Source organism: Paenibacillus sp. FSL R7-0048 (assembly GCF_038004505.1).
Taxonomy (GTDB): Bacteria; Bacillota; Bacilli; order Paenibacillales; family Paenibacillaceae; genus Paenibacillus_AQ; species Paenibacillus_AQ odorifer.
This window is the reverse complement of record NZ_JBBORF010000001.1, coordinates 2,224,553-2,250,283: the sequence shown is the minus strand read 5'-3', so window position 1 is coordinate 2,250,283 and position 25,731 is coordinate 2,224,553. Positions and strand designations below refer to the sequence as shown.

General features: G+C 47.7%; 19 protein-coding genes and 1 pseudogene. 8 read left to right on the top strand and 12 right to left on the bottom strand.

What is annotated here, in order from left to right; all coding sequences use genetic code 11:
* Positions 1–10: 10 nt before the first annotated feature.
* The 5 genes from NSQ91_RS09755 to NSQ91_RS09735 all read right to left on the bottom strand — a co-directional run bounded on the left by NSQ91_RS09755 (position 11) and on the right by NSQ91_RS09735 (position 6,734).
* Complete coding sequence (locus tag NSQ91_RS09755; protein ID WP_076304378.1) at positions 11–1,396, bottom strand: ABC transporter substrate-binding protein; 1,386 nt, start codon at positions 1,394–1,396, stop codon at positions 11–13.
* Positions 1,397–1,489: 93 nt separating this feature from the next.
* Complete coding sequence (locus tag NSQ91_RS09750) at positions 1,490–3,136, bottom strand: response regulator (RefSeq protein ID WP_076278573.1); 1,647 nt, start codon at positions 3,134–3,136, stop codon at positions 1,490–1,492.
* Positions 3,114–4,883 (bottom strand): cache domain-containing sensor histidine kinase, encoded by a 1,770-nt coding sequence (locus NSQ91_RS09745; RefSeq protein ID WP_076304377.1) that lies wholly within the window; start codon positions 4,881–4,883, stop codon positions 3,114–3,116. Before NSQ91_RS09745 ends, NSQ91_RS09750 begins: the two co-directional genes overlap by 23 nt.
* Positions 4,884–4,928: 45 nt before the next feature.
* On the bottom strand, positions 4,929–5,819 hold the full coding sequence (locus NSQ91_RS09740) for a carbohydrate ABC transporter permease (protein ID WP_081383142.1): 891 nt from the start codon (positions 5,817–5,819) through the stop codon (positions 4,929–4,931).
* Positions 5,820–5,837: 18 nt separating this feature from the next.
* Positions 5,838–6,734: a carbohydrate ABC transporter permease gene (locus NSQ91_RS09735; protein WP_038569654.1), complete on the bottom strand. Its 897-nt coding sequence runs from the start codon at positions 6,732–6,734 to the stop codon at positions 5,838–5,840.
* Positions 6,735–6,970: 236 nt separating this feature from the next.
* On the opposite strand from NSQ91_RS09735, the gene NSQ91_RS09730 reads away from it, so the two are divergent.
* On the top strand, positions 6,971–9,511 hold the full coding sequence (locus NSQ91_RS09730; RefSeq protein WP_076304376.1) for a heparinase II/III domain-containing protein: 2,541 nt from the start codon (positions 6,971–6,973) through the stop codon (positions 9,509–9,511).
* Positions 9,512–9,537: 26 nt separating this feature from the next.
* On the top strand, positions 9,538–9,858 hold the full coding sequence (locus NSQ91_RS09725; RefSeq protein WP_036683993.1) for a cupin domain-containing protein: 321 nt from the start codon (positions 9,538–9,540) through the stop codon (positions 9,856–9,858).
* 67 nt (positions 9,859–9,925) lie between these two features.
* Here NSQ91_RS09725 and NSQ91_RS09720 read toward each other — a convergent pair whose 3' ends face one another.
* The 3 genes from NSQ91_RS09720 to NSQ91_RS09710 are packed head-to-tail and all read right to left on the bottom strand — an operon-like array spanning position 9,926 to position 13,030.
* A complete protein-coding gene (locus NSQ91_RS09720; RefSeq protein WP_076304375.1) occupies positions 9,926–11,053 on the bottom strand; it encodes a glycoside hydrolase family 88/105 protein in 1,128 nt (375 codons plus the stop codon).
* Positions 11,054–11,100: 47 nt separating this feature from the next.
* Positions 11,101–12,165, bottom strand: coding sequence for an alpha/beta hydrolase family protein (locus tag NSQ91_RS09715; RefSeq protein ID WP_256716517.1), 1,065 nt, complete (start codon positions 12,163–12,165; stop codon positions 11,101–11,103).
* Entirely contained in the window at positions 12,140–13,030 is an 891-nt protein-coding gene (locus tag NSQ91_RS09710) for a pectinesterase family protein (RefSeq protein ID WP_076304374.1), read from the bottom strand. Before NSQ91_RS09710 ends, NSQ91_RS09715 begins: the two co-directional genes overlap by 26 nt.
* Positions 13,031–13,103: 73 nt before the next feature.
* Between NSQ91_RS09710 and NSQ91_RS09705 the strand changes: the two genes are divergently transcribed.
* Complete coding sequence (locus tag NSQ91_RS09705) at positions 13,104–13,985, top strand: helix-turn-helix transcriptional regulator (protein WP_076304373.1); 882 nt, start codon at positions 13,104–13,106, stop codon at positions 13,983–13,985.
* 7 nt (positions 13,986–13,992) lie between these two features.
* Here NSQ91_RS09705 and NSQ91_RS09700 read toward each other — a convergent pair whose 3' ends face one another.
* Together NSQ91_RS09700 and NSQ91_RS09695 are read right to left on the bottom strand one after the other, a co-directional pair.
* Positions 13,993–15,447, bottom strand: coding sequence for a glycoside hydrolase family 28 protein (locus NSQ91_RS09700; RefSeq protein WP_076304372.1), 1,455 nt, complete (start codon positions 15,445–15,447; stop codon positions 13,993–13,995).
* 19 nt (positions 15,448–15,466) lie between these two features.
* Positions 15,467–17,032 (bottom strand): glycoside hydrolase family 43 protein, encoded by a 1,566-nt coding sequence (locus NSQ91_RS09695; protein WP_076304371.1) that lies wholly within the window; start codon positions 17,030–17,032, stop codon positions 15,467–15,469.
* Between the two features lie 202 nt (positions 17,033–17,234).
* Here NSQ91_RS09695 and NSQ91_RS09690 point away from each other — a divergent pair, with 202 nt between their 5' ends.
* The 5 genes and pseudogenes from NSQ91_RS09690 to NSQ91_RS09670 form a co-directional block, all read left to right on the top strand.
* Positions 17,235–19,478, top strand: coding sequence for an AraC family transcriptional regulator (locus tag NSQ91_RS09690; RefSeq protein WP_076304370.1), 2,244 nt, complete (start codon positions 17,235–17,237; stop codon positions 19,476–19,478).
* Between the two features lie 320 nt (positions 19,479–19,798).
* Positions 19,799–20,779 (top strand): ABC transporter permease, encoded by a 981-nt coding sequence (locus NSQ91_RS09685; protein WP_081383729.1) that lies wholly within the window; start codon positions 19,799–19,801, stop codon positions 20,777–20,779.
* 12 nt (positions 20,780–20,791) lie between these two features.
* A complete protein-coding gene (locus NSQ91_RS09680) occupies positions 20,792–21,676 on the top strand; it encodes a carbohydrate ABC transporter permease (protein WP_038569639.1) in 885 nt (294 codons plus the stop codon).
* A 141-nt stretch (positions 21,677–21,817) separates the two neighbouring features.
* The gene (locus NSQ91_RS09675) at positions 21,818–23,350 is read left to right on the top strand and encodes a DUF3502 domain-containing protein (protein WP_340917543.1); all 1,533 of its coding nucleotides are present in this window, start codon (positions 21,818–21,820) and stop codon (positions 23,348–23,350) included.
* Positions 23,351–23,724: 374 nt separating this feature from the next.
* Positions 23,725–24,165: pseudogene (locus NSQ91_RS09670) on the top strand (glutathione peroxidase); the annotation flags it as partial.
* A 218-nt stretch (positions 24,166–24,383) separates the two neighbouring features.
* Here NSQ91_RS09670 and NSQ91_RS09665 read toward each other — a convergent pair.
* Positions 24,384–24,698: a hypothetical protein gene (locus NSQ91_RS09665; RefSeq protein ID WP_076304368.1), complete on the bottom strand. Its 315-nt coding sequence runs from the start codon at positions 24,696–24,698 to the stop codon at positions 24,384–24,386.
* A gap of 198 nt (positions 24,699–24,896) precedes the next feature.
* The gene (locus tag NSQ91_RS09660) at positions 24,897–25,622 is read right to left on the bottom strand and encodes an HAD family hydrolase (protein WP_076184256.1); all 726 of its coding nucleotides are present in this window, start codon (positions 25,620–25,622) and stop codon (positions 24,897–24,899) included.
* Positions 25,623–25,731: the final 109 nt, after the last annotated feature.

The window sequence follows — 25,731 nt, the reverse complement described above, 5'->3', positions numbered from 1 at the left end:
CTTTTTCGATTTATTTGGCCAATGATCCCTGCAGGGAACCTGCATCGAAGTCCGGCTGTGCTTCGATATCGGTGTCACCTGCAGCTTTGGCTTTTTCAAGCGCCGCATTATAGCGAGTATTCAAGTCCTGAAGCTCTTTATCTAAATCTCCACCACCAAAAATATATCTATTGAAGACATCAACCTTCTTTAGTCCTTCCAGACGTCCTTCACTAATGACCATCGGAGTCGCTGGATAAATTCCGTCTAACTTCGTAGGCAGAAAATCTTCAATTCCTGCAATGTCTGGTGCCTTGGCAACAGTAGCAACCGATGGAATAACCGAAACCCCATACCCTGCTTCCTGGTAAGCAATCTGCACATCATCACTGTACATCCATTCAATAAACTTCCAAGCTTCTTCCTTATGCTTAGAATCCTTGCTCATAGCCAAATAACTTCCTGCAATAACTTGGCTGACACCCTTCTGCTCCCCGTCAATGGTTGGAGGAATCGCAGCTGCCCAGCGAATTTCAGTTGGGAATTGGGTTTTGTAGACCGTCGGCTCAACGGAATGGTTGAAATACATACCGATCTTGCCTTGAGCAAATTGCGCACGCAGCGGGTCGATATCAAGCGATTCCGATCCTGGCATCATGCTTCCATCCACCTTAATCTGCCGCAGCGCCTCAGCAACCTCTTTATATACGCTAAAATCAAATTGCCCGGTCAGGAAGTCGAAGCCCTCTGTGCCCTTAGTCTTGCTAAGTGTTGTTATTGGATAAGCGATACGCTCAAATCCGCTGGTACTTTTGAAATTACCCGCGAAGCCGTAAGCGCCTATATCTTTTCCCGCTGCCGTAATTTTCTTGGCATCCTCGACCATCTCTGCGAGTGTGGTAGGCGGCTCTGTAATGCCAGCCTTCTCGAACAAATCTACGTTATAGATGAGGCGCCAGAACTGACCGATATTGGGAAGGCTATATATTTTGCCGTCAACGGTATTTTTCTCGTTGATAAGTACGTTCTCGAACCGGCTCTTCATCTCTGGTGAAATGTAGCTATCAAAAGATTCCAGATACCCTCTTTTGACCCATGTTGGCACGTTATAAGTATCCACCCGGAGAATATCAGGCGCCTGCATGCTGGAGAAGGCAATATCCACCGACTGCGTATAGTTCTCTGCCATAACCTTCATTTCAATCTCGATATTGGGATTAAGACCTTCATACTCGCTGATCTTTTGCTCAATAAAATCAGAATCATGACGATCAATGGTCCAGTAGACCAATTTTGTTTTTTCGGAATTTGTATTGCTGCTGCTTACCTCCGTATTAGATTCGGATGATGAACAGGCGGCCAACGAGCCAGCCAGCATCAGCGAAACCCCAGCTAATATCCATTTGTTTCTTTTCATCTAAAATGCCTCCCTTTTCTTTTGAAATCGCATTCATTTCTTAAGAAAATTATAATTCCACTGCCCTTTTATCAGTGAAGGAGAAAACAACTGTCAATGGGAGACGAAATCACTGTTTCCCTCCACTTTGGGCAAGGTATATTTTGCACGAAAGTCAGTCGGCGTCATTCCGGTGTATTTTTTGAACTGCTCTGTAAAATAGGGTCGATCCTCATAGCCCAAAGAGATGGCAATATCCTGAACCTGTATGCCTTCCAGCACCAGCTCCTTGGCTTTGTCCATTCGTCTCCCGATAATATATTGGGCGAGTGTCATTCCCGTCTCCTTTTTAAAAAGATTGGAGAAGTAGCTAGGACTAAGATGCACCTCCCGTGCACAGTCCGCGACGGATAGATTTCGCTGCAGATTTCCATTGATATGAGTGATGGCCCGATCCACAAGCATACGCGCGTCACTGCATTGGCGTTGTTGCAAATACGTACAGCCCAAACGGCAAAATTCCCGAATCTGGCGGCTAAGATCTTCAAAAGAGACTGCACTACTCATGTCTGCAAGCTTATTTTCCAGAGTTTTAACTTCCGAATCCGTTGCTTTTTCCGAAAAAATCCGATGGATAGAATGAGCCAGTTCAAGACATAACGTCTTAACGATGGACGGGTTAGGCGTTGCCGGTGCAGTAATCCAATCATGCCAAATATGATCCAGCTGCTCCTCTGCTTTGGACAAATTCGCCGAACGCAGACAATAAAGCAATTCTTTCTCCTTGTCATATGAGTATCTGGGTAGCACGGCATTCACGACTGCATCTTCAACATAGGTGTACACGCTGTTCCCACCATTTAGAAAGGTGTTCGCAAGTGCAGACAGCGCCTGCGCATAGGAAGCAGAAAGCTGCCCTACCTCCTCCACCTCTCCACCCAGTCCAATGGATACCGTCTGGTACGTATACCGATGTACATTTTCCCGGCATTTCTCTGCAAGTTGCTCCATATTCGGCTCCGCCAGAGGGTTCATCACAATAACGAACTGATTCACATTTTCCCGGAACACAATACCCCGAGTGTATTCGGATATTGTATTTTCCAAAATATTCTGTACGGCAAAGCGGATTAATTCCACTTCGGAAACCGTAAGTTCTGATGTACGTTCCACAAAAAAATCCACTTCCGCTACCATCACGCAAAAGTTATGGTTATTCATCTCGATATTGTAAAAATCCCACTGCTGGCTCAAGTGCTGCTGCCTAGTGCCGTAACGGATGAGCAGACGCATATATTCCTGACGCAAATAAGGTAAGCTCTCGCGCAGCTTTTGTTCCATGCCCATCATCTGCTCAGCTTGACTGCGTTCCCGTTCCAACACTTCTTTGGCCTTCAATACGGATTCAAGCACTTGAACCTTGGTATACGGTTTTACAATCAGATCAAAGGCACCCAGCTTAACTGCTTCCTGGGCATAGGTGAAATCAGAATAACCCGTCAAAAAAATCAGTTTGATGCCTGGCTGCTCGGCTTGGATGCTCCGCATCATCTCTAAACCATCCTTAAAAGGCATTCGGATATCCGTCAATACGATGTCAGGACGATGCTTGCGGATCTGCTCCAGACCTTCTTCCCCGTCTGCCGCGGTGGCCGCGATCACAATCCCATGTTCCTCCCAAGGAATCCGCTGCGACAATCCGCGGACCACTGCAGGAATATCATCAACAATACATATTTTAATTGAATGGGTGCTCAGCATTTATTCCCCCTTCCACAGGAATGGATAGAACAGCTTCGGTTTCAACACGCGGACTGCTTCGAAAGACCAATCCGGCTTCTTTGCCGTAGTACAGCTGCAGTCGGCTACATATATTAGACAGAGCGTAACCTCCACTGCCGTTCGGCTCCTTCAGCCAGGCATTGAGTTTCTCCGCATTCATGCCGGTTCCGTTATCGGTAACCCGGATGAGCAGTGTGTTTTTGGCTACTTCTACAGAGATCCGGATCACTCCCCCTCCCCTTAATTCCTTAAGGCCGTGCAGGATTGAGTTCTCCACCAAGGGCTGAATAATAATTTTCAACACAGGAAGCTCCAGCAGTTCCACTCCGGCATCAATTGTATAGTCAAACAACCCTTCATAACATTGCTGCTGAAGGTTTAGATACTGGCGGACATGTTCCAGTTCCTTGCCTAAGGTCGTAATTTCCTGCCCGTTGTTCAGTCCCAGCTGAAACAGTGCAGACAGCGAAATGACCATCTGTTTCACATCTTCATATTCATCCATCTCACATTTCCAGAAAATCGTGTTTAATGTGTTATATAAAAAATGAGGCTCGATCTGCGCCTGAAGCGCCTTGATCTCCGCTTTTCTCTTTTCTTTTTCTGTATCCTTGACTTCAACAATCAACTCACCAATCCGGTCTAACATCTGGTTAAATTTGCGTCCCGCCTCCCCAATCTCATCCTGGAAAGGACTCTGGAAGCGTGCACTGAGATCCTCTTGCTCAACACGAGACATCGTCCGTTGCAGTTTCAGCAGCGGTCCCAGTAGCAAAGCGGACAGATACCTTGCAAGGAAAAGCGCGATGACGATACATGCCGCCATGATCATCAACACCAGCCATTGAATACTCCGAACAGGTTGCAGCAGTTCCTTTTTGGACAGGTAGCTGACCAACACCCAGTCTTTTGCGTACCCTGAACTGGCATAGCTGAGCAGCATTGGCCCATCCCCAGCAGAATATTCAAAATTACCCCGGTCCGCTTCCCTCAGTTTGTCCAAAAACACAGAGTCCCGAGACCATTCCGGACGTCTCCCGTCTCCGAAGACGCTTGTTCCCTCTTTATTGATCAGTAAAAAACGTGCGGAGCCAAGACTCCCGCCTCCACTTACAGTATCTTCAAGAATGTCCTCTTTTACATTAACGATCAAAAATAGATCAGGGACATAATTGTCTGTAAGCGGCTGCAAGACTAGGGAAATAACATGGTGTTTCCCGGCAAATAGCTCGTCCCGATGACTCTCCACCCAATTGGTTTCAGGTTTCTCCTTAATCCGTTGATACAGCGAAGATTCTAGAAATGGGGTCAAGGTTCTGCGCTGATTGCTGGTAGAGTAGAAATCCCCGTCCGGCGTACTGATCAAGATAGATTCAATGGAGTTTTCCGTCAACTCTACCTGCGTGAAGGGCGCTTGCAGCATAGAAAAATTGGCAAAAAAACGTTCCATATTATGAGCTTTAATATCCCGGATGGTCTGCTGATAAGCTTCGCTCAACATCATCGTGGAGGAAGCCACAATGATTTGCTTTAACTTCTGGTCCAGGACATTGATTGACTGATTCAGCACATTTTGATTTAACTCGACAGAGTTACGCTCCATCGCCCGAGAAGCGATGGAGTAAGCCAATAAACCGGTGACAGAAATACAGAATACCGTCAGTGCGGTAAAAGATAGCCATATTCTTTTCTTCAAAGAGGTACGATAAACCCAGGCCTTCAGCATGTATTCACATCCTTCTTGAATAACTGTCCGAAGCCCGCCCCGAATTTAGCCCTTTACAGAGCCAGCTGTCATCTGCATGAACGATTTATTAGCGAAAATATAGACAACAATCATTGGCAACATGGACAGACATGCACCCGCGAGCATCAATTGAGGTTGCGCCGCATCGCCGATACCATATTTTAGCCCCGCCAATCCTACGGTGAGTGTCTGTAATTTTGGCTGTGTCATGGTAAAAACCAGCGGCAGAATATATTCGTTCCATGCTCCGCGGAAGGTCCAGAGCGCCGTGACTCCAAGGGCGGGTGTCAGAAGCGGTAAGATAACTCGAAAGTATACGCTATAGAAATTACAGCCGTCAATAAAAGCAGCCTCATCCAGATCCTTCGGAATCGCTCGTACAAAACCAATCAACATAAAAAATGCCGTGGCATGCGCACTAATCAGAATAATAATGACACCCCATAACGATTTCTGTAGATTAAGCGCTACCATAAGGTCAAATTGCGGCCGAAGCACCACAGCACCGATCGAGATGAACAGCGTGCAGGACTGAATTACAACATATATACGTTTCCCGTAAAAATCGACTCTCGCTACCGCATATGCGGCCATCGTTCCAATGAATAGAGTGCCTAAGGTGGTAAAGATACTGATAAACACACTGTTCCATGTAAAGCGGGCAAAGTTAGCCGAATTCCAAGCCTGCGCGTAGTTTCCAATCTGCCATGACTTAGGCAGCAAGGTGGTTCCTGTCGTCAACTCCAGATTGGTCTTAAGGGATCCGAAAAAAGCCAGAATAATCGGAAACAACGCAAAAGCCGCCACTATAAGTAGAAAAATCCACAGCAAGGTCCGGGACAGCACCGCTCGGGTCTTGAAGGACCGGACAGGCTGGACCGAAGTGTTCTTCGTCTCCGCATGTAATGTACTCATTGTTCATTCTCCTCTCTTTTAATAGATATCATTTAGCTTTTTAGATACATAAAAGTAGACTAAGGTAATCAGACCTACAATAACTGCTGTGGCAAAACCAACCGCACTACCGTAGCCAAACTGCTGAATGCTTGTACCTCCACTGGATACAGGGAAGAACAGCTTATACAGGTACAGGTACATAACTTCCGTCTTGCCATAAGGACCGCCTTCGGTAAGCACCATAATACTCTCGTAGCCTTTTAGGGAGGCGGTAATAGCGAGCATAATGATCATTTGCAATACAGGTCCGAGCATGGGAACGGTGATGTTCCACATTTTTCTGAAAGGTCCAGCTCCATCTATAGATGCCGCCTCATAGAGATCCTCAGGAATGTTCTGTAAACCAGCGATAAAGAGCAGCATATAGTTACCGATAGCCCCCCATATCGCAATCATAATAGCGGTTAGTAAGGCATATTTCGGCCCTAACCAATCTATCGGAGCGGAAATAATTCCAGAGCCGACCAATAGCTGGTTAACCATCCCATTGTATGAATTAAAGATAACGTAGAATACGATGGCCATAACCGAAGCACTGATTACGGTCGGCATAAAGTAAATCGCTCTTAGCAGCTGCCGCCCTTTCAAAGCACGATTGAGGACAACCGCCAGTAAAAATGATAATGGCAAGGTGATGAGCAGCTTGCCTCCAGCGTAGATAAAGGTGTTGACCACTGACTTCCAGAATTCCTGATCCCTTAATAAGCGCTCGAAATTCTCCAGTCCGATAAACAGGGGTTCGCCGAAACCCTGGTAATCATAGAACATGTACTTCAGAGCCCAAAAGATCGGATATACTCCAAAAACCAGCGTCAGAATCAAACTGGGAGCAACGAAGGTCCAGGCGTTAATTTGACGTTTTGATAAATTCATTTATTGTTCCTCCTGTCCATTGGACTAAGCTTATGTCCTTAATGATAATTCTATCCGTTCGTAACGGTTAGGGAGAAAGCGACTGCGCTTGGGGGAGAATTTCACTTTTTCAGTTGCTTTGTCCCCTTTCCTTCATTTGTTTATCTATCCCGTCCTTCGTAAAGCCACGTTTATACTAATTAAGAGAAAGCTCACCCACGAACCATGACTACTTTACAAGGAGGTTAGAACTACCGATGATTTCAGCATATGGTGGCGGTACACGCCCCTTCGGATGTTATACCGAAGGAGAGCTGGAGGGCATACGCCTTAGAATCGAACAGCTTCCCAAGGTCCGGCAAGAGTACGAAAGACAACAACAGCTGTCTGAACAATTTGCCAGCCGAGAAGCTGCTGCCCCCCTCCATAAACTCGGGGTGTTCCGGGTAGAACCCTTTGTTTTTAAAACCCCTCCCAGAACGGCCTTCCTCAAGCTTTCTGTACAGATTCGGGGAAAGGGCACGGCGCGCATCGGGGGCTTGCGTCTGACTCATTCGCAGCTTGGCTTGCCGGTTGAACTAGCGAATGGCGGTCTAGAATCTAGGATGCTGGGGTGGAGTCAAGACCGAGAAAACGGAAGCACAGTATATCTAGAGAAATTGGCCAGCTGGCAGCAGGGTCTCCAGCCATCTGGTGTAACCCCATCTGGCGCTAGTCTGGCAGACGATTTGCAATGTATCTGCATCAGTAATGAGGAAGTGAAAGGATTGACAATCCTTCATTATGGAGAGACCATACCTGTATACGAAGGTGATCATTACAGCGTGCAGACGGCACTCAGTCTGGAAGCTCCTCTGGGCGAAGGAATCTGCATCGGGGTCCATTTTCTAAATGCTGCGGGGCAGCCATTGGGAACTGAGCTGCTCTCCCCGCTTTTTAATCGGCCGACACTTACCAATTGGGCCTTCCTGCTGGAGGCTACGGGAGCGGACGCCAATATGTATATGACCACGGGTGAAAGTAAATTTGCGGTTCGAGCCAAGCAAAAGCTCCAGTACATGCTTGCCGATATGCGGGTAGGCATGGATATTTTCCGTAGAGACGGCTGGCATGACGATGATACTTACGGCGCGGTGCATATCGGGAGGGGGCTCGCTGCTGCTTCGGTAATCTACGATCAGATTGCTGGCAGCAGTGTATTCCTCACTGGAGAAGAAACCGAACTTCTCGCTCATTTCCGCTATATCGCAGACATGATGATGGATACCCACTACTACCGGTTTGATCTGGAGACCTTCCCAGATGAAAAGGGGGGAAAACGCAGTAATTGGAATGCCGACCGGGCAACCGGACTGGGTGTATATGCCCTCCTCTTTCCCAATGAAAAACAAAGTGAGGCATATCTTGATCATGCCCTCTCAGTCATCAACTGGCAGCTGGCAGAAGTGGTGGATTCAGACGGCGCATGGCCAGAAAATATTCGCTACCATGGCGCAGTATTGCATCGCTATTTTCTCTTCTTCGTCCTATTAAAGCGTTTGAAGGGCATTGATTATTTCAAGCATGAGAAGGTAAAGGGCATGTACCGTTTCCTAATCGGAACAGTGACTGCACCAGATATTATTCAAGGCGGCTCTTCTGGCTCCCCCATCCTGCTTACACCAGCGGTCGGCGATGCCAATGTGCAGGAAAAATGGTTTCGCCTGCTTGGATATGCGGCCCCATTCTATATGGACGAAGACCCCCAGCTTGCCGGGGAAATGCTCTGGACGTGGAAGCACGGCGGAGAACCGATTGAGGATAGTGGCGCATTTCCTCTGCCTCTGGTCGCGCTGTTATATCCACAGCCCGACTTAACAGAACAAAGGCCTGCACTCGACTCCGTACATTATCCCGATATCGGTTATGTCATCTTCCGCAACGGAGAACAGAACCTTCAGCATTATGCAATCTACGAGGCGTCTCCGCTGACTTATCACGCTCATCATGATGAAGGGCACTTCTCCATCTGGGCAGATGGTGTTCCAGTAACCCTTGATTCTGGAACGGGAGGTTACTATAACGGAGATCGGCATTGGTATGTGTCCAGCGCAGCTCATAATGTTGTTCAATTTACCGATTCATTCGGAAATTTTGCCAATGGCCCACTGCAAAGCACATGCAAGGAAGTACGCTTTTCAGAAGAGTTAGATCATGCCAGCAGTCTTATTCCAGAGGCTAACGCCAGAGAATATGAGCGGAATTTCTTGTTCATTAAAGCAGGCTTTAACGTCTACTTGATATGGGATCGAATTGAGGGAGCATCGAACAGCGTCTGGAATCTGCATACACTCAGTACTGATGCAAGTATAATGGAGCAATCCATTGATGCAGCTTGCCTGAACGGCAAGCACCTAAGCGCTTATATCGCCGAACCAGAACTTCCAGTGATTACAGTGGGAGAAGGCGCTGTCGCCGGGAATTATCCGCTGGCAGAGCAGCAACATTTCCGTGTTTATGGTGGTACAAGCGATTACGTCATTCTGCTTCATCCCCGGACAGAAGATGCTTCTTCACTACAGCTTGAACAGCTTGATTATGAAGAGGCTGTCGAAGGAGTACGCTTGTACAGGATATCCCGTACGGATGGAAAATGGTTTATCGCCGCCATCAACGGCACCAAGGAGGAACACCTTGTTACTGTTCCGGGTCTCGGACCGCTTAGGCTGCTCGGAGAATCTGAGTCAACATCCGGGCAACCTGAAGCAACCCAATTAAGAATTGAGGCAGGCAGAATTCACATCGCCATGCCCCGATAACTATATACAAGGAGGAAGATTAGAACATGAGCAATCTTGGAGTATGGGAACCAGCAGAACCGGGAGTTAAACGCTGTATCTTGAACGCTGCAGCCAGTCTGATGATGATGGAGGTTCATTTCGAAAAGGGAGCCGAGGGCTATGAGCATAGCCATCCTCACGAGCAGATGAGCTACTGTCTGCGTGGAAGCTTTGAATTTCGTATTGACGGCGAGAAGCATAAGGTAACCGCGGGGCAAAGTATTGCCATACCGCCAGATGCAAAGCACGGTGTAACCGCATTGGAAGCAGACTCTGCGCTGCTCGATGTCTTCACACCTATCCGCGAGGATCTGCTGAAACGCTAATAAATATATATCTGGCAGCAAAAAAAGGCCCAATCATTCCATTTCAGAGGGAATGATTGGGCTTCTGTTATTTTTCAGCTTGGTACCGTTCCACCTCAAGTGATGCTAATAACAATGGAGCGACGCCCATAGGCACATCCGACAATACGTCCTCAGAGATATAGTAATCGTATGAGCCATTACGGTCTTTGCTCAGACCCGCTCCATGACAGATCTGGTGCAAGTGCACACCTTGTTCATCCTCTTCAGTCAAATGCGTCAAAATGCCTTCATACCCTTGCAACATCGCCTCTATAAAAGAGGATTCCAGATAACCTAATCTTAGTCCCTTAGCCATCGCATAAACAAACATGCACGAGCCGGAAGCTTCAAGATAATTGCCTTTTCTCCCCGCTTGATCTAACACCTGGTACCAGAGGCCAGTCTCCTTGTCTTGAACCTCCAGAAGCGCGCCGCACATCCGCTGGAAAATGCCAATGATCGTCCCCCGCTGCGGATGAGTGAGCGGAAAATGCTCCAGGCAATCAACCACAGCCATCGCATACCAACCCATCGCCCGGCTCCAAAAATGAGAGGACAATCCGGTAGACGAGTCAGCCCATTCCTGCTCTTTGGATTCATCCCAGCCATGATAGAGCAGACCGGTCCGTGGATCACGGGTCCGCCGCTCAACCAGCAGCAGCTGATGCGCCGCTTCGTCAATCAGTTCAGATCGTTGAAAAACCTTGCCGTATTCCGCTAGGAATGGCGATGCCATGTACAGCCCGTCCAGCCACATCTGGAAAGGGTATACCTTCTTATGCCAGAATCCCCCTTCGGAGGTGCGGGGATGTCCAATAAGCTGTGCGGCCAGCAAATGGGCTGCTTCAGCATAACGTTTTTCTCCGGTTTTCTGGTATAGCAAGAACAGGTTTTTCCCCTCGTTAATCTGGTCCAGATTGTATTCTTCCAGCCTGTAGGTACGGATGGAACCATCCTCTCCAATAAATGTGTCCATATGCCGCTCCATAAAGGAGACATACTCAGGCTGGTCGAGCTGAACACCCGCCCGGGCCATTGCCATCAGCAGCATGCCCGGAACATAAGCCCATCTTTCCAGCACATATTCATGCTCTCCCTGCTTGTTGCACCCTCCAAGAATCGTACTCGCGATTTTACTGGACAAGCGAACGGTTGTTGCTTCAGTTATAGACATCCTTATTCCTCCTTCGTTTGTCATCCATATGAAGTCTAATCTTATGCTCAGGTGAGCTGCTTGCGCAGCCAGGCAAAGGCTGGTTCACCATGAATCTCATGACCTCCGGTGAAGAAGTCCGCTTCTACCTGTCCGATATGATTCGCCGACCTGTAAATCGTCTGCAACTGGGTTAAAGCTAATTTTGTTCCGCGTGGGCCAAACAGATGATCGGTATCTCCCGATTCGAGGAACAGGCCACGAGGGGCAATGAGGCCCAGTAGGTCAGGCATCTCCGCTTCCAGCAAAATCCCTGGAATATAATTATCAAGGCAATGATTGCGTGTCAGAATACTGTCTGCGAAAGTATTGGCATACCCGCTTACGACCGCACAAGCGATTCGTTCGTCAAGTGCAGCTGTGAAGCCAGCCACCAGTCCCCCGCCGGAAATACCCATAATTCCAATTCGTTCATCCTTAACTTCTTTTCTTGTCTGCAAATAATCCAGTGCCCGCATGGTTTCGTAGATACGGTAGCCGGCCATCGTCTTCCCAACCATCAACAATGCGGATGACAGGCGGAAGCAGGAATTACGTCCAGGCTCCCCGCTTGTTAGGTCTTCTTCCAATCGTCTGTCCCCAAAGCCGAGCAGCTCTGGGGCTGCCACTACAAAGCCCTGTTTTACCAGTGAAACAGCGAAGTCTTTGTGCAGCCCGGGATCTCCCTGCCGATCCGATCCGTCCGGGTTCAAGCCTACGATCTCCCGGCTTCCATAGCCATGTCCATGAATGGCAAGAACGGCAGGAACAGGGGTAGAGAACGGCTGATCCGGGATCAAAAGATACAGCGGCATGCGCAACCCTTCATAGGTAGTTATCTCTATACGTTCACGGGTATACCCGGAGCAGACGGTTCGTTCCAGCAGAACCGGTTGCAGCTCCTCAGCTATTTCTGGAAAGCCACCTAACCGCTTCGTAAATGCTGTGCTAAGCTCATCACGCCATTGCTGAAAGGGTATGTCTTTGCTGAAAGCCGAGTTGCGTTGAGCTGAACCAGCTAGTTCTTTCATGTATTGTTCCAGAGGCTCCATCCGAAGTGCTCCTTCCTTAATATCCTTCAGGATGCCAGCCATCAAGCACGGTCAGCACCCTATACTCCGCAGCTTCCTGTGGAATCAGCTGCCGCGACCATGCAGCTCTGGCTTCGGGATTGGCTCCCGGTCCACTGCTGCCATATTCTTCATAGCGGCTAGTTTCCTCCCTGTCCGGCTGCCCCCAATTATGCCAGCCTTCGCCGATAATCGAACTGTCTATGACCGTGCGGATAAAAGCCACATGTGCATAAGGGCGCCAAGGTCGGCCAAGATACACTTCACTTACACCTTGACCGCCAGTAATTTCACAATCGAGGAATACATAACCAAACGGTGCGTCTTCAGGCGTTGATGCGGCTGTTATATATCCTCTGGAACGCTTGTTATGCAGCCGGCAACGTTCAAACAAAGCCGTAGCCGCGCCAAAAATATAATCCACATCGCCTTCAATGTAACATTCGTTATAATATTGCTTTCCTTGCCCTGTATACAAAGTATCCTGATCACCCAGCAGGCGTACACGCCGGAATACAGCATGACCAGCATCAACAAAAGCAGCCACCGCCTGGCCAGTGCCGGGACCTGATGCATTTCGAATGGTCAGATTTTCAGCGGTGAAATGCTCAGCGAATACATTCAGGGTACCGGATTTGAATGTGCCAATCGGCTCTCCGTCCGGACCTAAAGTGTGCGCGTTGTCTGACCACGTAATGATGGTGGAATTCGTGTCTTCCCCCAGTAGCAGAACCGGAGGCGTTCCCTGTTTCACTGTAATTTTTTCCTCGTAAATGCCGGGTTTGATCCGAATCGTCACTTCTTCCTTGTGTTCCTGTGGAATTGAATCCAATGCTGCCTGTAGACTACTGAATCCTTCGTCGACACTCTTAGAGACTGTAATTAACATCTGCGGCTCCTTTCCTATCAACCTGAGTTTATTCTATAATAACCGTAACGCTTCGTAAGAGAAGAGGAGAATTATGACTACCCTGACTAGCCCCAATCACAAATATCATATTGAAGAAGACCGCTACAGCATCCAGCATATGAAACGTAAAGGCATCACTGCTATGCCACGTCCCCACAGCCATGACTTAGCCGAGCTGTACTATCTGATACAAGGGGAGCGGGTATACTTTGTGGACGACCGAGTCATTACGGTTCATAAGGGTGAGCTTATTCTTATCTCCGGAAGGGAGCTTCATTCCACAGCAAGCTCGGAAGTAGCCGAATTCGAGCGGATTCTGATCAACTATGATCCTGCTCTTCTACCGCCATCCCTGCAGAATGAAGCCATCTGGTTTCATGACCGCGGGTACCGCTTGTTCAAGCTGACCCTGCGCGAGCAGGACGAAGCGGAAATTCTAATGAACCGGATGCTGGAAGAATGCCGGTTGCAGCGCCCGTATTACGAAACCAGCGTAATCGCTTTATTCTCCGAGCTGATGATTCTCCTCCAGCGTTCAGAGAGTATCTCACAAGCTGGAGGGACGAAACATCCGCTCCATCATCTAGTAACGGATGTAGCCACCTATATCCGTGATCACTACCGTGAGGCCCTTACTCTGGAAGAGACTGCGAGTAATTTTTACATTAGTCCTTCATACTTGAGCCGTGTATTTCACCGATTGACGGGTTTTCACTTTCGGGAATACATCGTTCATGTCCGCGTAAGGGAAGCCGAACGGCTGCTTGTCGGATCTACAGGCAAAATCCAGGAGATCGCCTCCACTGTCGGATTTGAACATCTTTCCCATTTCAATAAAACATTCAAAAAATCAACCGGTCTGACCCCGCTCCAATACCGAAAAGAAGCAAGGTCACACCCACGGAAGTTCAAGACGGATTTCCATCATCCATAGAATTTTTTTATCTCTCTGTGATCGTCAAATCTTCGGAATGAGTGAGCGTGACGTGGCTGCATCTATGCGCTGTTATCTTCGGCATTTGCGAAGTCTGCAACCGGATACGATCCAGCGTGAGCCCCGTAGCATGCCGCAGCACAATTCCCCGGTCACTCACTGCGTGGAATTTTTCAATGGTTAGATCAGCAAGCGGCATCTCCGGCAGTCCGTTCACTAATAGTGCGGTTGCTGCACCATGGCACACGATGTTCTTCAGGGTAATCTTCCGAAATTGCGGAGTTTCCTCTGTAACCGAAAATAACTGCTCGTCATACCCTTCCGATCCTTCAACCCCTGCATAGAACATATGAAAGGATACAGCCTCGTGGATGATGCCAGTCATGTTGATATTCTCCATTACAATATCCTCCACCACACCGCCTCTTCCCCGGGTGCTTTTGAACCGCAGGCCAATGTCCGTGCCGATGAACAGGCAGTCGCTAACTCGAACTGCATGGACACCTCCGGACATCTCGCTGCCGATCACAACGCCTCCATGTCCGTGATATACCGTGCAATTCCGGATGGTAATATACTGACAGGGCATTCCCCACTTACGGCCTTCCTCATCCTTGCCTGACTTGAGACAGATGGCGTCATCACCCACATCAAAGCTGCTGTGCTCAACTAGAGCATGCGTGCAGGATTCCAAATCAAGGCCATCCCCGTTCTGCGAATACCAAGGATTACGTACCTGAACATTTCGTACGGTAATCTGCTCGCAGCCAATGGGATGAAGACACCAAGCAGGTGAATTCTGGAAGCTCGGCCCTTCCAGCAGCACCCGCCGGCAATTGCGCAGGCTAAGCAACGTCGGACGAAGATACGTACGAGCAGGCAGATAAGCCTCCATACTAGTTTCTCCCTTGTCCCACAGCTTCCGGCAGAAGTCCTCACCTTCCATGGCTTCCCGGGAAGGCCACCATACTTCGCCCTGCGGATCAAGCACTCCTCCAGATTCGATCAAACGCTCCCATTGCTTCTCGGTCATCTTAAACCGCTTCACTGGGCGCCAGCCTTCGCCACTGCCGTCGAATATCCCCTCACCGGTTATTGCCACATCGCTTAAAGCTTCTCCATCGAGCGGAGCCTGACAGCGCCAGCCGGCATTCCCCTCATAATGGGAAGAAAGTAACGGATACAAGGTATGATCAGGGTCAAACTGCACCAACGCCCCCTTGTCTACATACAGATTAATTCGACTACGTAAAGTAAGGGGTCCTGTGCGCCAGATGCCAGCGGGAATAACAACCTTTCCGCCTCCCGCCGAAGCGCAGGCATCCAGTGCAGCCTGAATAGCAGAGGTACATAGCGTTAATCCCCCCTCTTCTGCCCCATAATCCGTGATTGCAAAAGTCCGTTCGGGAATCTGGGGAAGCTCGGGAATCGGATACGTGTTAGTTACAAGATTGCTGCTCATTGAATTTCACCTCCTCCTATTACTCAAGTCCTTCATAGCTAAACCAGTCGAAATCGGCATAGCTTTCGCTCTTTGCACCTTGAGAGCTTGTGTACATCCCGAGGTATGCTCCTGTGAATCCTCCGGCCAGATCGGTGCTGAGCACTCTGCCATCCGTCCGTTCACAGAAGGCTGTCCACTTGGCGGCTTCAGAAGCTCTGTAATAGAAGCTATACTCTTGTCCTCTGGCTTCCACCTTAAGCTGTACCTGATCCTGTAGATATGGCACTGACGCCAGCAGCTGCTCGCTGCCACCCATCCGATGAATCAGCTGTAATACACGTTCGCCTGCCTCTAGCCCCAGTTCATAACGGAAGTGGTGATCCGCATTTTGGAGGAGAACAAGACCAGCTACTTCCCCTTCTGCAGCGGGACTAAACGTCATGTCAGTCGCCGCTCTGAAGCTCAAATGCTGCTGGCGTCTACCGATATAAGATGGATTGGCAATCTCCGAGAGCCGTTCTGGCTTCAGGCGAAGCCGCAGAACTCCAGGCTTGTCGGTAAGACTCCAGAATTCACCCCGCGGTGTCCGCAGGAAATTCCAGATCGGTGCCAGCTCATTACCTATAAACTCATCGCGCGCAGGCAATTCCGGCCATTTTGTCTCTGGCAAATCCGGAGCCTCCGTCTCAAATTCCAGCACTCCTTTGCCAGGATTGACCACAGGCCATTCATTCTCCCAGATTACCGGTGTCAGGAAGGTTTCACGTCCCAGATTGCGGTAATAACCACCGCTGGTTCGTGAAGCCAAGCAGAACATCCACCAGTCACCATGCTGAGTCTCCACTAGCTCTCCATGACCCACATTAACAATAGGATACGCTCTGCCAAGATGGCGATGCGTCAGAATCGGATTGGCTTTATGGCCCTCATAAGGACCGGTCACACTCTTGCTTCTGGCAATCGTAATCGCATGAGTATGCCCGGTTCCGCCCTCGGCAATCAGCACGTAATACCAAGCGCCGATCTTATAAATATGCGGTCCCTCTTGCGCATGAGCTACCTTGAGTGCGCCTTGCCAAATACTCTGCTTCGGACCGATTAGCTTCCCTTGGCTGAGATCAATCTCCTGCAGCCAGATATCCATATGCTTCGGATAAGCCTGCCCTTCCGGCGGAACACGGTTGCCGGTATAATACACCTTGCCGTCTTCATCGAAGAACAAAGAGGAGTCAATACCGGGTGCATCCTCCAACCATACAGGGTCAGACCAGTCTCCGGCCGGATCGGTTGTTGTTACATAAAAATTATGCTGGTTCTTGTCATTGTCAATAAAAGTGGTAATCATATAAAAAACTCCCTCATGATAGCGGAGCGTCGGTGCCCAAATACCCATGGAGGGAATCGAGTGATCCAGATTGAGCTGGGACGGGCGGTCCAGTACATGGCCAAGCTGGCGCCAATTGACCAGATCCTTGCTGTGGAAGATAGGAACGCCTGGGAAAAATTCAAAGCTTGAAGTCACAAGATAATAATCTTCACCAACACGGATAGCGGAAGGGTCAGGATAAAATCCCGGCAGCACTGGATTGTGGAATGTTCTCATTAAAAGTAATCCTCCTCAAAACAATTCAAATGTAAGCACCACCAATTATAGTTCGTATAAGTTTAACTTTCTTGTATTTTCTATGTTCTATTTCTTCATTTTTATACTTTCATGCTATATTGCCCATATTTCACTCCTTGTCAGCGAATGGCTTTTCCCTCTAGAATGGGTGTAATAGGATTTACCTGAAGGGGTGAGCAGCTTGGGAAAAAGAAAGAAATTGTACTCCCGCTTTTTTATGAGCCTAACCGCGATTTCAGTTTGCTGTATTCTAGTACTGGCTGTAGTGATCTTTTATTGGTACCGGAATATTACGATAGATAATGTCAACAAGGCGAACCAAAATGTACTGGTGAATACTGAAACCGTTTTTACAAACTATGAAGAGATCGTCCAGAACTACGCTATGGACTTCTATAGGAATCCAAACATCAACGCGCTCATGATGAATGGCGATACCAGCTGGAGCGACCAGTTGTACAGTGCCTTAAGCCAAATCCGCGGAGCATTGGTTGTGAACCAATATATGGAGAACGCCTACATCATGGGAGTGGATGAGCCTGTTGCCATGTTCGAAAACCTTCCGCTAAGCCCTGAATCCAAGCTGGAGCTATTCTCGAGAATGCGGGATAACATCATTGTTGAATCACCGTTTCTGTGGGAGGCAACCTTGAATAACGGTACCCCCATTACCCTGCTCACCGTGTTTTATAATGACCGGGCGTTTGCGGATAGCGAATATAATGGTGCGGTAGCACTGACCGTCAATTTGGGAAAGCTGCAGAATAATCTGTTTACACAAAAAGAAGGCGAAGCCACCCGTTACGCTGTGCTTGACGGAAAAGCATCTGTGCTCATGCACAGTGCATTATCTGACATCCCTCTGGAAGAGGGCATGTTAAAGCAGGTGGTGTCCTCCACCTCAGAAAGAGGCTCTTTTGTCTATAAGGGAGGTGAAGAGCCACAGCTGATTACCTATGTATATTCTGCAGCGGACAAGCTGTGGTTTGTGTCGGAGACTTCCTACAAGGATAGCATCCGTGATATCTCCAATGCCCGTAATCTGATGACTGGCCTGTGCTTGGCCTTGATTGCCGCCGCATCTATAACCGCCAACCTGATCTCGCGGCGGATGTATAGGCCAATCGGCCGGCTCTTCGGCAATATCGCTCATCTATCTGGCAATGAAGAAGCGCTGAAAACCGGTGGCGATTTCGATACCGTAAGCCAGGAGCTCGAACAGATTGGCGTTAAGCTGGAGCAGCTAAAAAAAGAAAGCGATGATAGCACCTTGATGCGGTGGCTGCTTTCCCCGCAGAGAACACCGGAGAACAGCGGGACACCCCTGATGAGCATAGCCGCTTCTGGGGGAGCATATTGTGTATGCGTACTGACCACTCTGGAGCCCGAACAACCTGAAGACTCCGACTTCCGGCATACCTTTGAGGAAAACATACAACAGATTGAACATGCCTTCTGTGAACTTGCAGCCATTCAATCCTTCCGCCCACATCAGGGCACTGCTGTACTTATTCTGAGCGAGCTTCACAGCGGCAGCTTCGGCGATTACGCTTTGTACCGCGGCAAATGGGAAGAAACCGCCGCGCAGCTACAGCTTTCCGGAGCCTGCTGCGCCTTCGGAATCAGCGGGCTGACGGATGATTTAAACCTACTGAGGGCTAAATACAATGAGGCTGCGGACAGTCTGCAATATATTAAATTTCATGTGCAGCAGAACATCATCTTTGCCGATGATACGATCCACCTGAACAGCAGCCCAATGCCCGACAGTGCCCTTGAACCGGTACTGCAAGCCGTTAAGCAGACGGAACTCTCGAACCATATTCCGCAGGCAGTGGAGAGATTGCTGGCAGTAGCCTGCATTTACCGCGTCGAGCCTGCCACCATCGCTTTATCGAGACTGGTCTTTGAGCTCAGTCGCACGGCTGAGCTTAATGCAGACGTCCAGCATTCCGGCTTTCTAGATAATTACCAGCATATCTGGCAGATCCAAAGCTATGACAAGCTATGGAATTGGATTGTAGACAGCTGTTATACCGCCCACGAGCGTATTGCCAGCATGAGCGCTGTACAGACCAAGAGCATTGCTGGTGAAGCCATTTGTTATATCAGAGATCATTATGATGACTCCAGGCTCTCCCTTAATGCCCTTGCTGACAAGCTATCGCTAAGTCCCGCTTATCTCAGTAGACTTATTGCCGACGAAGTAAACTGCAGCTTTCCCGATTTCGTTAACCTGCTGCGTCTGGAGCAGGCGCAGATGTTATTAGTCACTGAGCTTGGCTTGGATATCCGGGAAATTGCCGAGAAAGTGGGCTACAACAGCAGCACCTATTTTACAACCCAGTTCAAAAAGCGTTATGGGGTTACACCTTCTAAATGGAGAATGAATCATATTTTGCAGAAACAGAATCTTCCTGATTGACCCGCTAAAAGTAAGGAACAAAGGGGATGTCCCGGCAGCATTTTCATAGCCGGAGACATCCCCTTTTTGACTTTCAATGAATAACCCTCGCGCCGGCCTTACTATGAAATCCCCCTTTAAATCAGGCTTTTGAGCACCCTAAAAACAAAAAAGTTCTGTCTTTTTCGTTTTTTTAAGCTGCCCTTTTCCGCTTTTTTTAACTTTTTCCCGTTTATTATGATAGCGTTTACATTCCGGGTGGATTTATGATTTTCATGTAAAGCGTTCTCCTAAAACAAGGGACGGAAATGACAACGCTAGTATAAAGGAGTGGACTGTTAATGATGCAAGAAGCTACATCGGAGACACAAGGAATGCCAAGTCCGGGAATCAGGACGGCCAAAGCCAAGAGCTTCCGTAAATCCCTAAGGAAGGACAGCTCGCTTTATTTGCTCGCTCTTCCGGGAATCATCATTCTAATTCTTTTTGCTTATCTGCCGATGAGTGGTCTGATTCTCGTCTTTAAAAATTACAACTTCAACGACGGAATCTTCGGCAGCCCGTGGGCCGGCTTCTCTAATTTCGAGTTTTTCTTCTCTAGTATGGAAGATTCTCTTAGGGCTACACGCAACACGGTGATGTTAAATGCGCTGTATATGCTAACCGGCACGTTTTTTTCAGTGGCCATCGCCATTATTCTAAATGAGCTGCGCAGCAAATGGTTTATCAAAATCACGCAGAGCGTCATGTTTTTCCCGTATTTTATTTCCTGGATTATTATCGGAGCCATTCTGTTCTCCCTGCTGGATTACGACAAAGGCATTATGAACCAGTTGCTCCAGACATTCGGCTTCTCCCAGGTTGACTGGTATTCCAGCCCTTGGCTGTTCGTAATCATTCTCGTGCTAGCGAATATCTGGAAAAGCGCTGGTTACGGCGCCATCATCTATTATGCGGTGCTGCAAGGCATCGACACTTCCTATTATGAAGCTGCAAGAATCGATGGTGCCTCCAGATGGCAGATTATCACCAAAATTACGGTGCCAATGCTGATTCCGTCGATCATTCTGATGACGCTGCTGGGCATCGGGGGCATGCTGAAAGGCGACCTCAGTATGATTATGGGGGTAACGTTCCTGAATCCGTTGCTTCTGCCGACTACCGACATTATCGATGTGTATGTATACCGCACAGCCATCCGTTCCGGAGAATTCGGCTTTGCTTCAGCCATCACGCTCTATCAATCCGTCTTTGGTTTCATTCTGGTGCTGGTGGCCAACAAATTAGCCGGCTGGTATGACAAAGACAGCAAACTATTTTAGGAGACTGATAAGATGCAAACTACCGAAAACAAAGGCCTGCTCATTTTCTTTTACATCTGTATTGCCGTATTTTCCGTAATCTGTCTAGCGCCGTTCATTCTGGCAGTATCCGGCTCCTTATCTACCGAATCCAGAATCGCCGCGGAAGGCTATTCGTTCTGGCCCAGAGGCTTTACCTTTGAAACCTATGAATTCCTGTTTGGCTCGAAGGCACAGCAGATTCTGCGGGCGTATTCCATGTCGGTGATCGTTACGGTGCTGGGTACCGTATCGGCCGTATTGGTGACCACCGCTTACGCTTATGTCATTTCCGTTAAAAGCTTCCGGCTCAAAAATTTCTTCGCCTTCTTCGCCTATTTTACAATGCTGTTCAGCGGAGGAACGCTGCCATGGTATCTGCTTAGCACCAAATATTATCATTTGGGCGATACGCTCATCGGCCTGTTCATCCCTTATGTGCTAAGCGTCTTTCTGATGTTTCTCATGGCTAACTATTTCCGCAGCATCCCGCATGAAATCGTGGAATCTGCGCAAATCGATGGTGCCGGACATCTGCGGATCTTCTTCAGCATTATGATTCCGCTGGGCCGCGTCGGACTGGTCACCATCTCGCTCTTTTACGCACTGCAATTCTGGAATGACTTCTATTTGCCACTAATGCTGGTATCCGATCAGGATCTCTATACGATCCAATATTTGATGTACAACATGATGGCGAACATTCAGTTCCTGGCTTCCGGCAATGCTGCTCAAGTTGGTGGAGCTATCATCGCACCGCCACTGGAGACAGCCAAAATGGCAATGACCTGTCTGACCGTTTTGCCAATCGCCATATTATATCCTTTTCTCCAGCGCTTTTTTGTCAAAGGCATTATCGTAGGTTCAGTCAAAGGCTAATTTCCAGCAAGGATGCCATATTATGTTCGGTTGCACCGGGTTTATGCTCCCCTACTTCTTGATGTACAATGGGACTTAAGGGAGCACGGCCTTTGCAATAGATGCCTCAAACATTATGATTCTATTTCAGGAGGGTTCATCATGAAAAAGAAAAAAGGTTGGTTAAGTTTGCTCCTCGTTGCGGTGTTCTTGGTAAGTGGCTGTGCTCAGGGCAACAATGAAAGCGCTCCCCCTAGTTCTGGAACTGGAAATGAAGGTACCTCTTCCTCTACGGATAGCGGTAGTAAAGACGGCAGCGCCTTGGCTCCTGCCAAATTGAAAATTGTGCTGTACGGGGATGAGTCCAACCGGATGAAGGAACTAGCGAAGACATCGTTCTACGACACTATTAAGAAAGAAATCAATGCTGAGGTTGAATTTCAGTTTCTTCCTTGGACCGAATATGGCGGCGGTAAAACTGATTTAATGCTGTCTACGGGAGAAGACTTCGCAACTTATACAGATGCCAATTACATGGTAAAATCTGTGGCAAAGGGGCTTTATGCCGACCTCACTCCGTATGCCGATGCAGCCGCTGATTTGAGTAAAAATGTGGACGAGGCCTCCTTCAAAGCCTTTCAGCTGGAAGGCAAGCAGTATGCGATCCCCGTCGGCAACAAACCGAATTCTGCGGAATTCTACAGTGCGCTAGTTAGACAGGATTTGCTTGAAGAAGCCGGCATGACACAGGTCACTTCACTGGGAGAACTAGAGCAGTTCTATGATAAGGTCCATGCCATTCATCCCGAACTGATCGGGTACGCCAACACCGATGCGCGCAGACTCCTACAATATGATTACACGGACAAAAACCTCTATTGGCAAAATGATTTTATTGCCCTGGATGAGTCTGTGAAGGATGATCAAATTATTAGCTGGTTTGAAACCGAAGAGTTCAAGAGTTATGCGAACCTTATGCACGGCTGGTATGAAAAAGGAATCATTCCAAAATATGCCGCCACCAATGTCCCACAGCTGCAGTCTGACTGGAACTCCGGAAAAGCGATGTTCTGGGCCGGCACAGCAGCACGCCCATTCGAAGGTGCGGCAACCATCTCACAAGCAGTGCCTGATGCCAAACTGGTCAACTATTTCCTCGGCAGCGGCCGTCCAAAAATCAGCCGCGGCACTTACAGCACCGCCTTTTTTGTCTCCACCGCAGCTAAAGACCCTGAACGTTATATTATGTTCTTCAATCTGCTGCAAAAAAAACAGGAGCTGTACGACTTGTTCGCCTACGGGATAGAAGGAACAGACTATACGCTGGATGAAAACGGGCGTTTGACCAAAATAACCACTGATTCGCTGATCCCTGACTGGCTGCTGATGAACAAAAACTTCATGCGTTTCGACAACACGGTACCGGACGAGTTTATTGCAGAATATAAAGCTTGGGACGATGGAGCCATCATTTCCAAAGGTGCCGGCTTCAACTTTGACAATACACCCGTCAAGAATGAAGAAACGAAGCTGAACGGCGTATTCACTGAATACCTCGCTCCGATCGGCAGCGGCTTCAGTGATTATGACACCGCCTTTCCCAAAGCGCTAGACAGACTAAAAGCAGCGGGAATAGACAAATATATCGCTGAATACCAGAAACAATTTTCCGAATGGTACGCTAAGCAGCAGTAAGCACCGCCGCGGCAATTATCATACCGGTCAAGAAGCGTGTCTCCATTAAGGAGCACGCTTCTTTTGGCCTTCGAACACCGTGATGAAAGCGGTATAATGGCCAACCTTGAATCAATACGACGGCGAGCAGGATAATTCAATCAAAATGATTACGTTTGGGGAATTTTCGTTGCTGATACTCTTAGAATTATTTTCAAAGTAACCTGAAGGATAAGAGGGAAACTGCTCATTGGTTAAAAGCGCAAAAATAAAAATTTAAGCGGCATTTTATAGTGGAGATACACTCGTTATAGGTTAATACTATAAATATTATTCCTATTATATATTAGACCAATAAACGCCTATAGCGCTATTATGTTATTTATAATAATAACTCTCGCCAATTACCTGATCTTCAAAAACTTTACGAAATCCACCATGAGCAAGGGTTTGAAATACTTGGTTTTCCTTGTAACCAATTCAACGAGAAGGAGCCAGAAAGCAACTCAGAAGTACATGAATATTGTGAGAGCAACTTTGGAGTTAAGTTTCCATTATTTGAGAAAGTTGAGGTTAGGGGACCGTCTGCCCATCCTTTATTTCAATATCTAACACAGCAAGCACCATTTCAAGGATTCGATACTGAGACATCAGGCGGTAAATGGATGCAGGATTTTCTGCAGGAAAAGTATCCGGACATATATGCCGGCGATGGGATGAAGTGGAATTTCTCGAAGTTTTTAATCGATAGAAACGGTCATGTATACGGTAGATACGAAACAACGACTGAACCTTTTGACATAGAGCCATTTATTGAGTCACTTCTTTTAAATTAAATGAATCCGATTGGTAATTTAACCAACAGAGAACGATAGTTTAACTTAAAGGGTTTACATATTAGGCATGCAAAACATTTAGAACCCTTTATGTTATTTAAATTTCATTTCTTACTTTGATTAAATAATATAAAGTCAGAATAAATTGTATTAATAAGATAAGATATAAGCCAATAACCAGTAGTACATTAAGAATTGCCTGTCCTCCCCCCCTATGATTAGTTAAGCCAACCTGTAAGGAAAAAAAAGAGCATTGTGGTACCCACACAGATAAGGAGCAATAGCTCCAAATTTTTTTCAAATAGATGTTTTATAAACCATAGATAACTTACAATGCACAACAAAAGAACAGCACTATAAAAAAACAAGGAATCATAATGAGTTACAAATAGGCTCCCTCCACCAATAGAAAAGACTATACCTATAACTAAAAACCACATTCCCACTCCAATCGCAGCACTTAAAGCAATAAAAAAGAAACTCATTATCATATTTATGCTCCCTTGGCTCGCTTCTCGCTTCTCGGTTTCCATATTTTCCCTCTCCATTTTTTATCGGATTACTCCCTTTATTTATGTATATATCTTTGCTGCCTGACGACGATACCGATTTCTTTCAACTGAAGCACCATCTTTTTGACTTCAATAAAAAGACAACCTTCTTCAAGAAGGTTGTCTCTTATGTGATCAAGCGCTTGCTTGTAAGCTAAGCAAACTCCCCATCGTAAGTTCTTATTCACTAATCGCTGCGTTGTCGTATAAGTCAACCAATTCATCGAAGGAGGTAATAATGACATCAGAGCCCTTCAGCTCATCCTGACGTCCGAAGCCTGCATAGGCGCAGCCGATTACGGTCTGGCCATTTCCTTTACCTGCCTGAACATCAGAAGAACGATCCCCAACCATCCAGGCACTGCTGATACCATGATTATCCAAAAGAATACGTAGCAGCTCGGTCTTAGTCGCAGTGCCTTGACCTCCCGCACTATACAAGCCTTCGAACAACGCCTTAAGCTCATGCACCACAACGATGCTATGAATGTAATCCTCCAGCCCGTTGCTAGCCACAAACAGCTTCACTCCGCGCTCTTTAAGCGCTGTCAGTGTCTCAACCACCTGTGGATACAGTAGCGTGCCTCCGGCTTCAAGCCCTTCAATCTCCAGCTGCAGGAGCAATTCATCCGCCCGGCGGTGCACGGCTTCATCTGCTTCAGGCATAACATTCTTCCAAATGTCTGCCAGCAACATCCCTAAGCAGCCTAGAATACGTTCTTCTGGTGGTGTAGGTCCTACGTATAGTCCCTCTTCCCGCAAAATATCGAACATTTTATGATATGCAGGCAATAAAAGACTTTCAGTCTGGAACAATGTTCCATCCATATCAAATACAATCGCTTCTGGCTTGTTCAGTTTCGCATGAACCACGTTTTGTTCCGTTCCATGTACTTCGTTACTCATCTGTTGTTCCTCCCCATTCTGTTCTGCTTCAGGTAAGACATTCATCTGTGCGATATTTCCAGTACAAGCCCTATGATATATGAAATCGCTTTGTAATGTCCATGCTCTT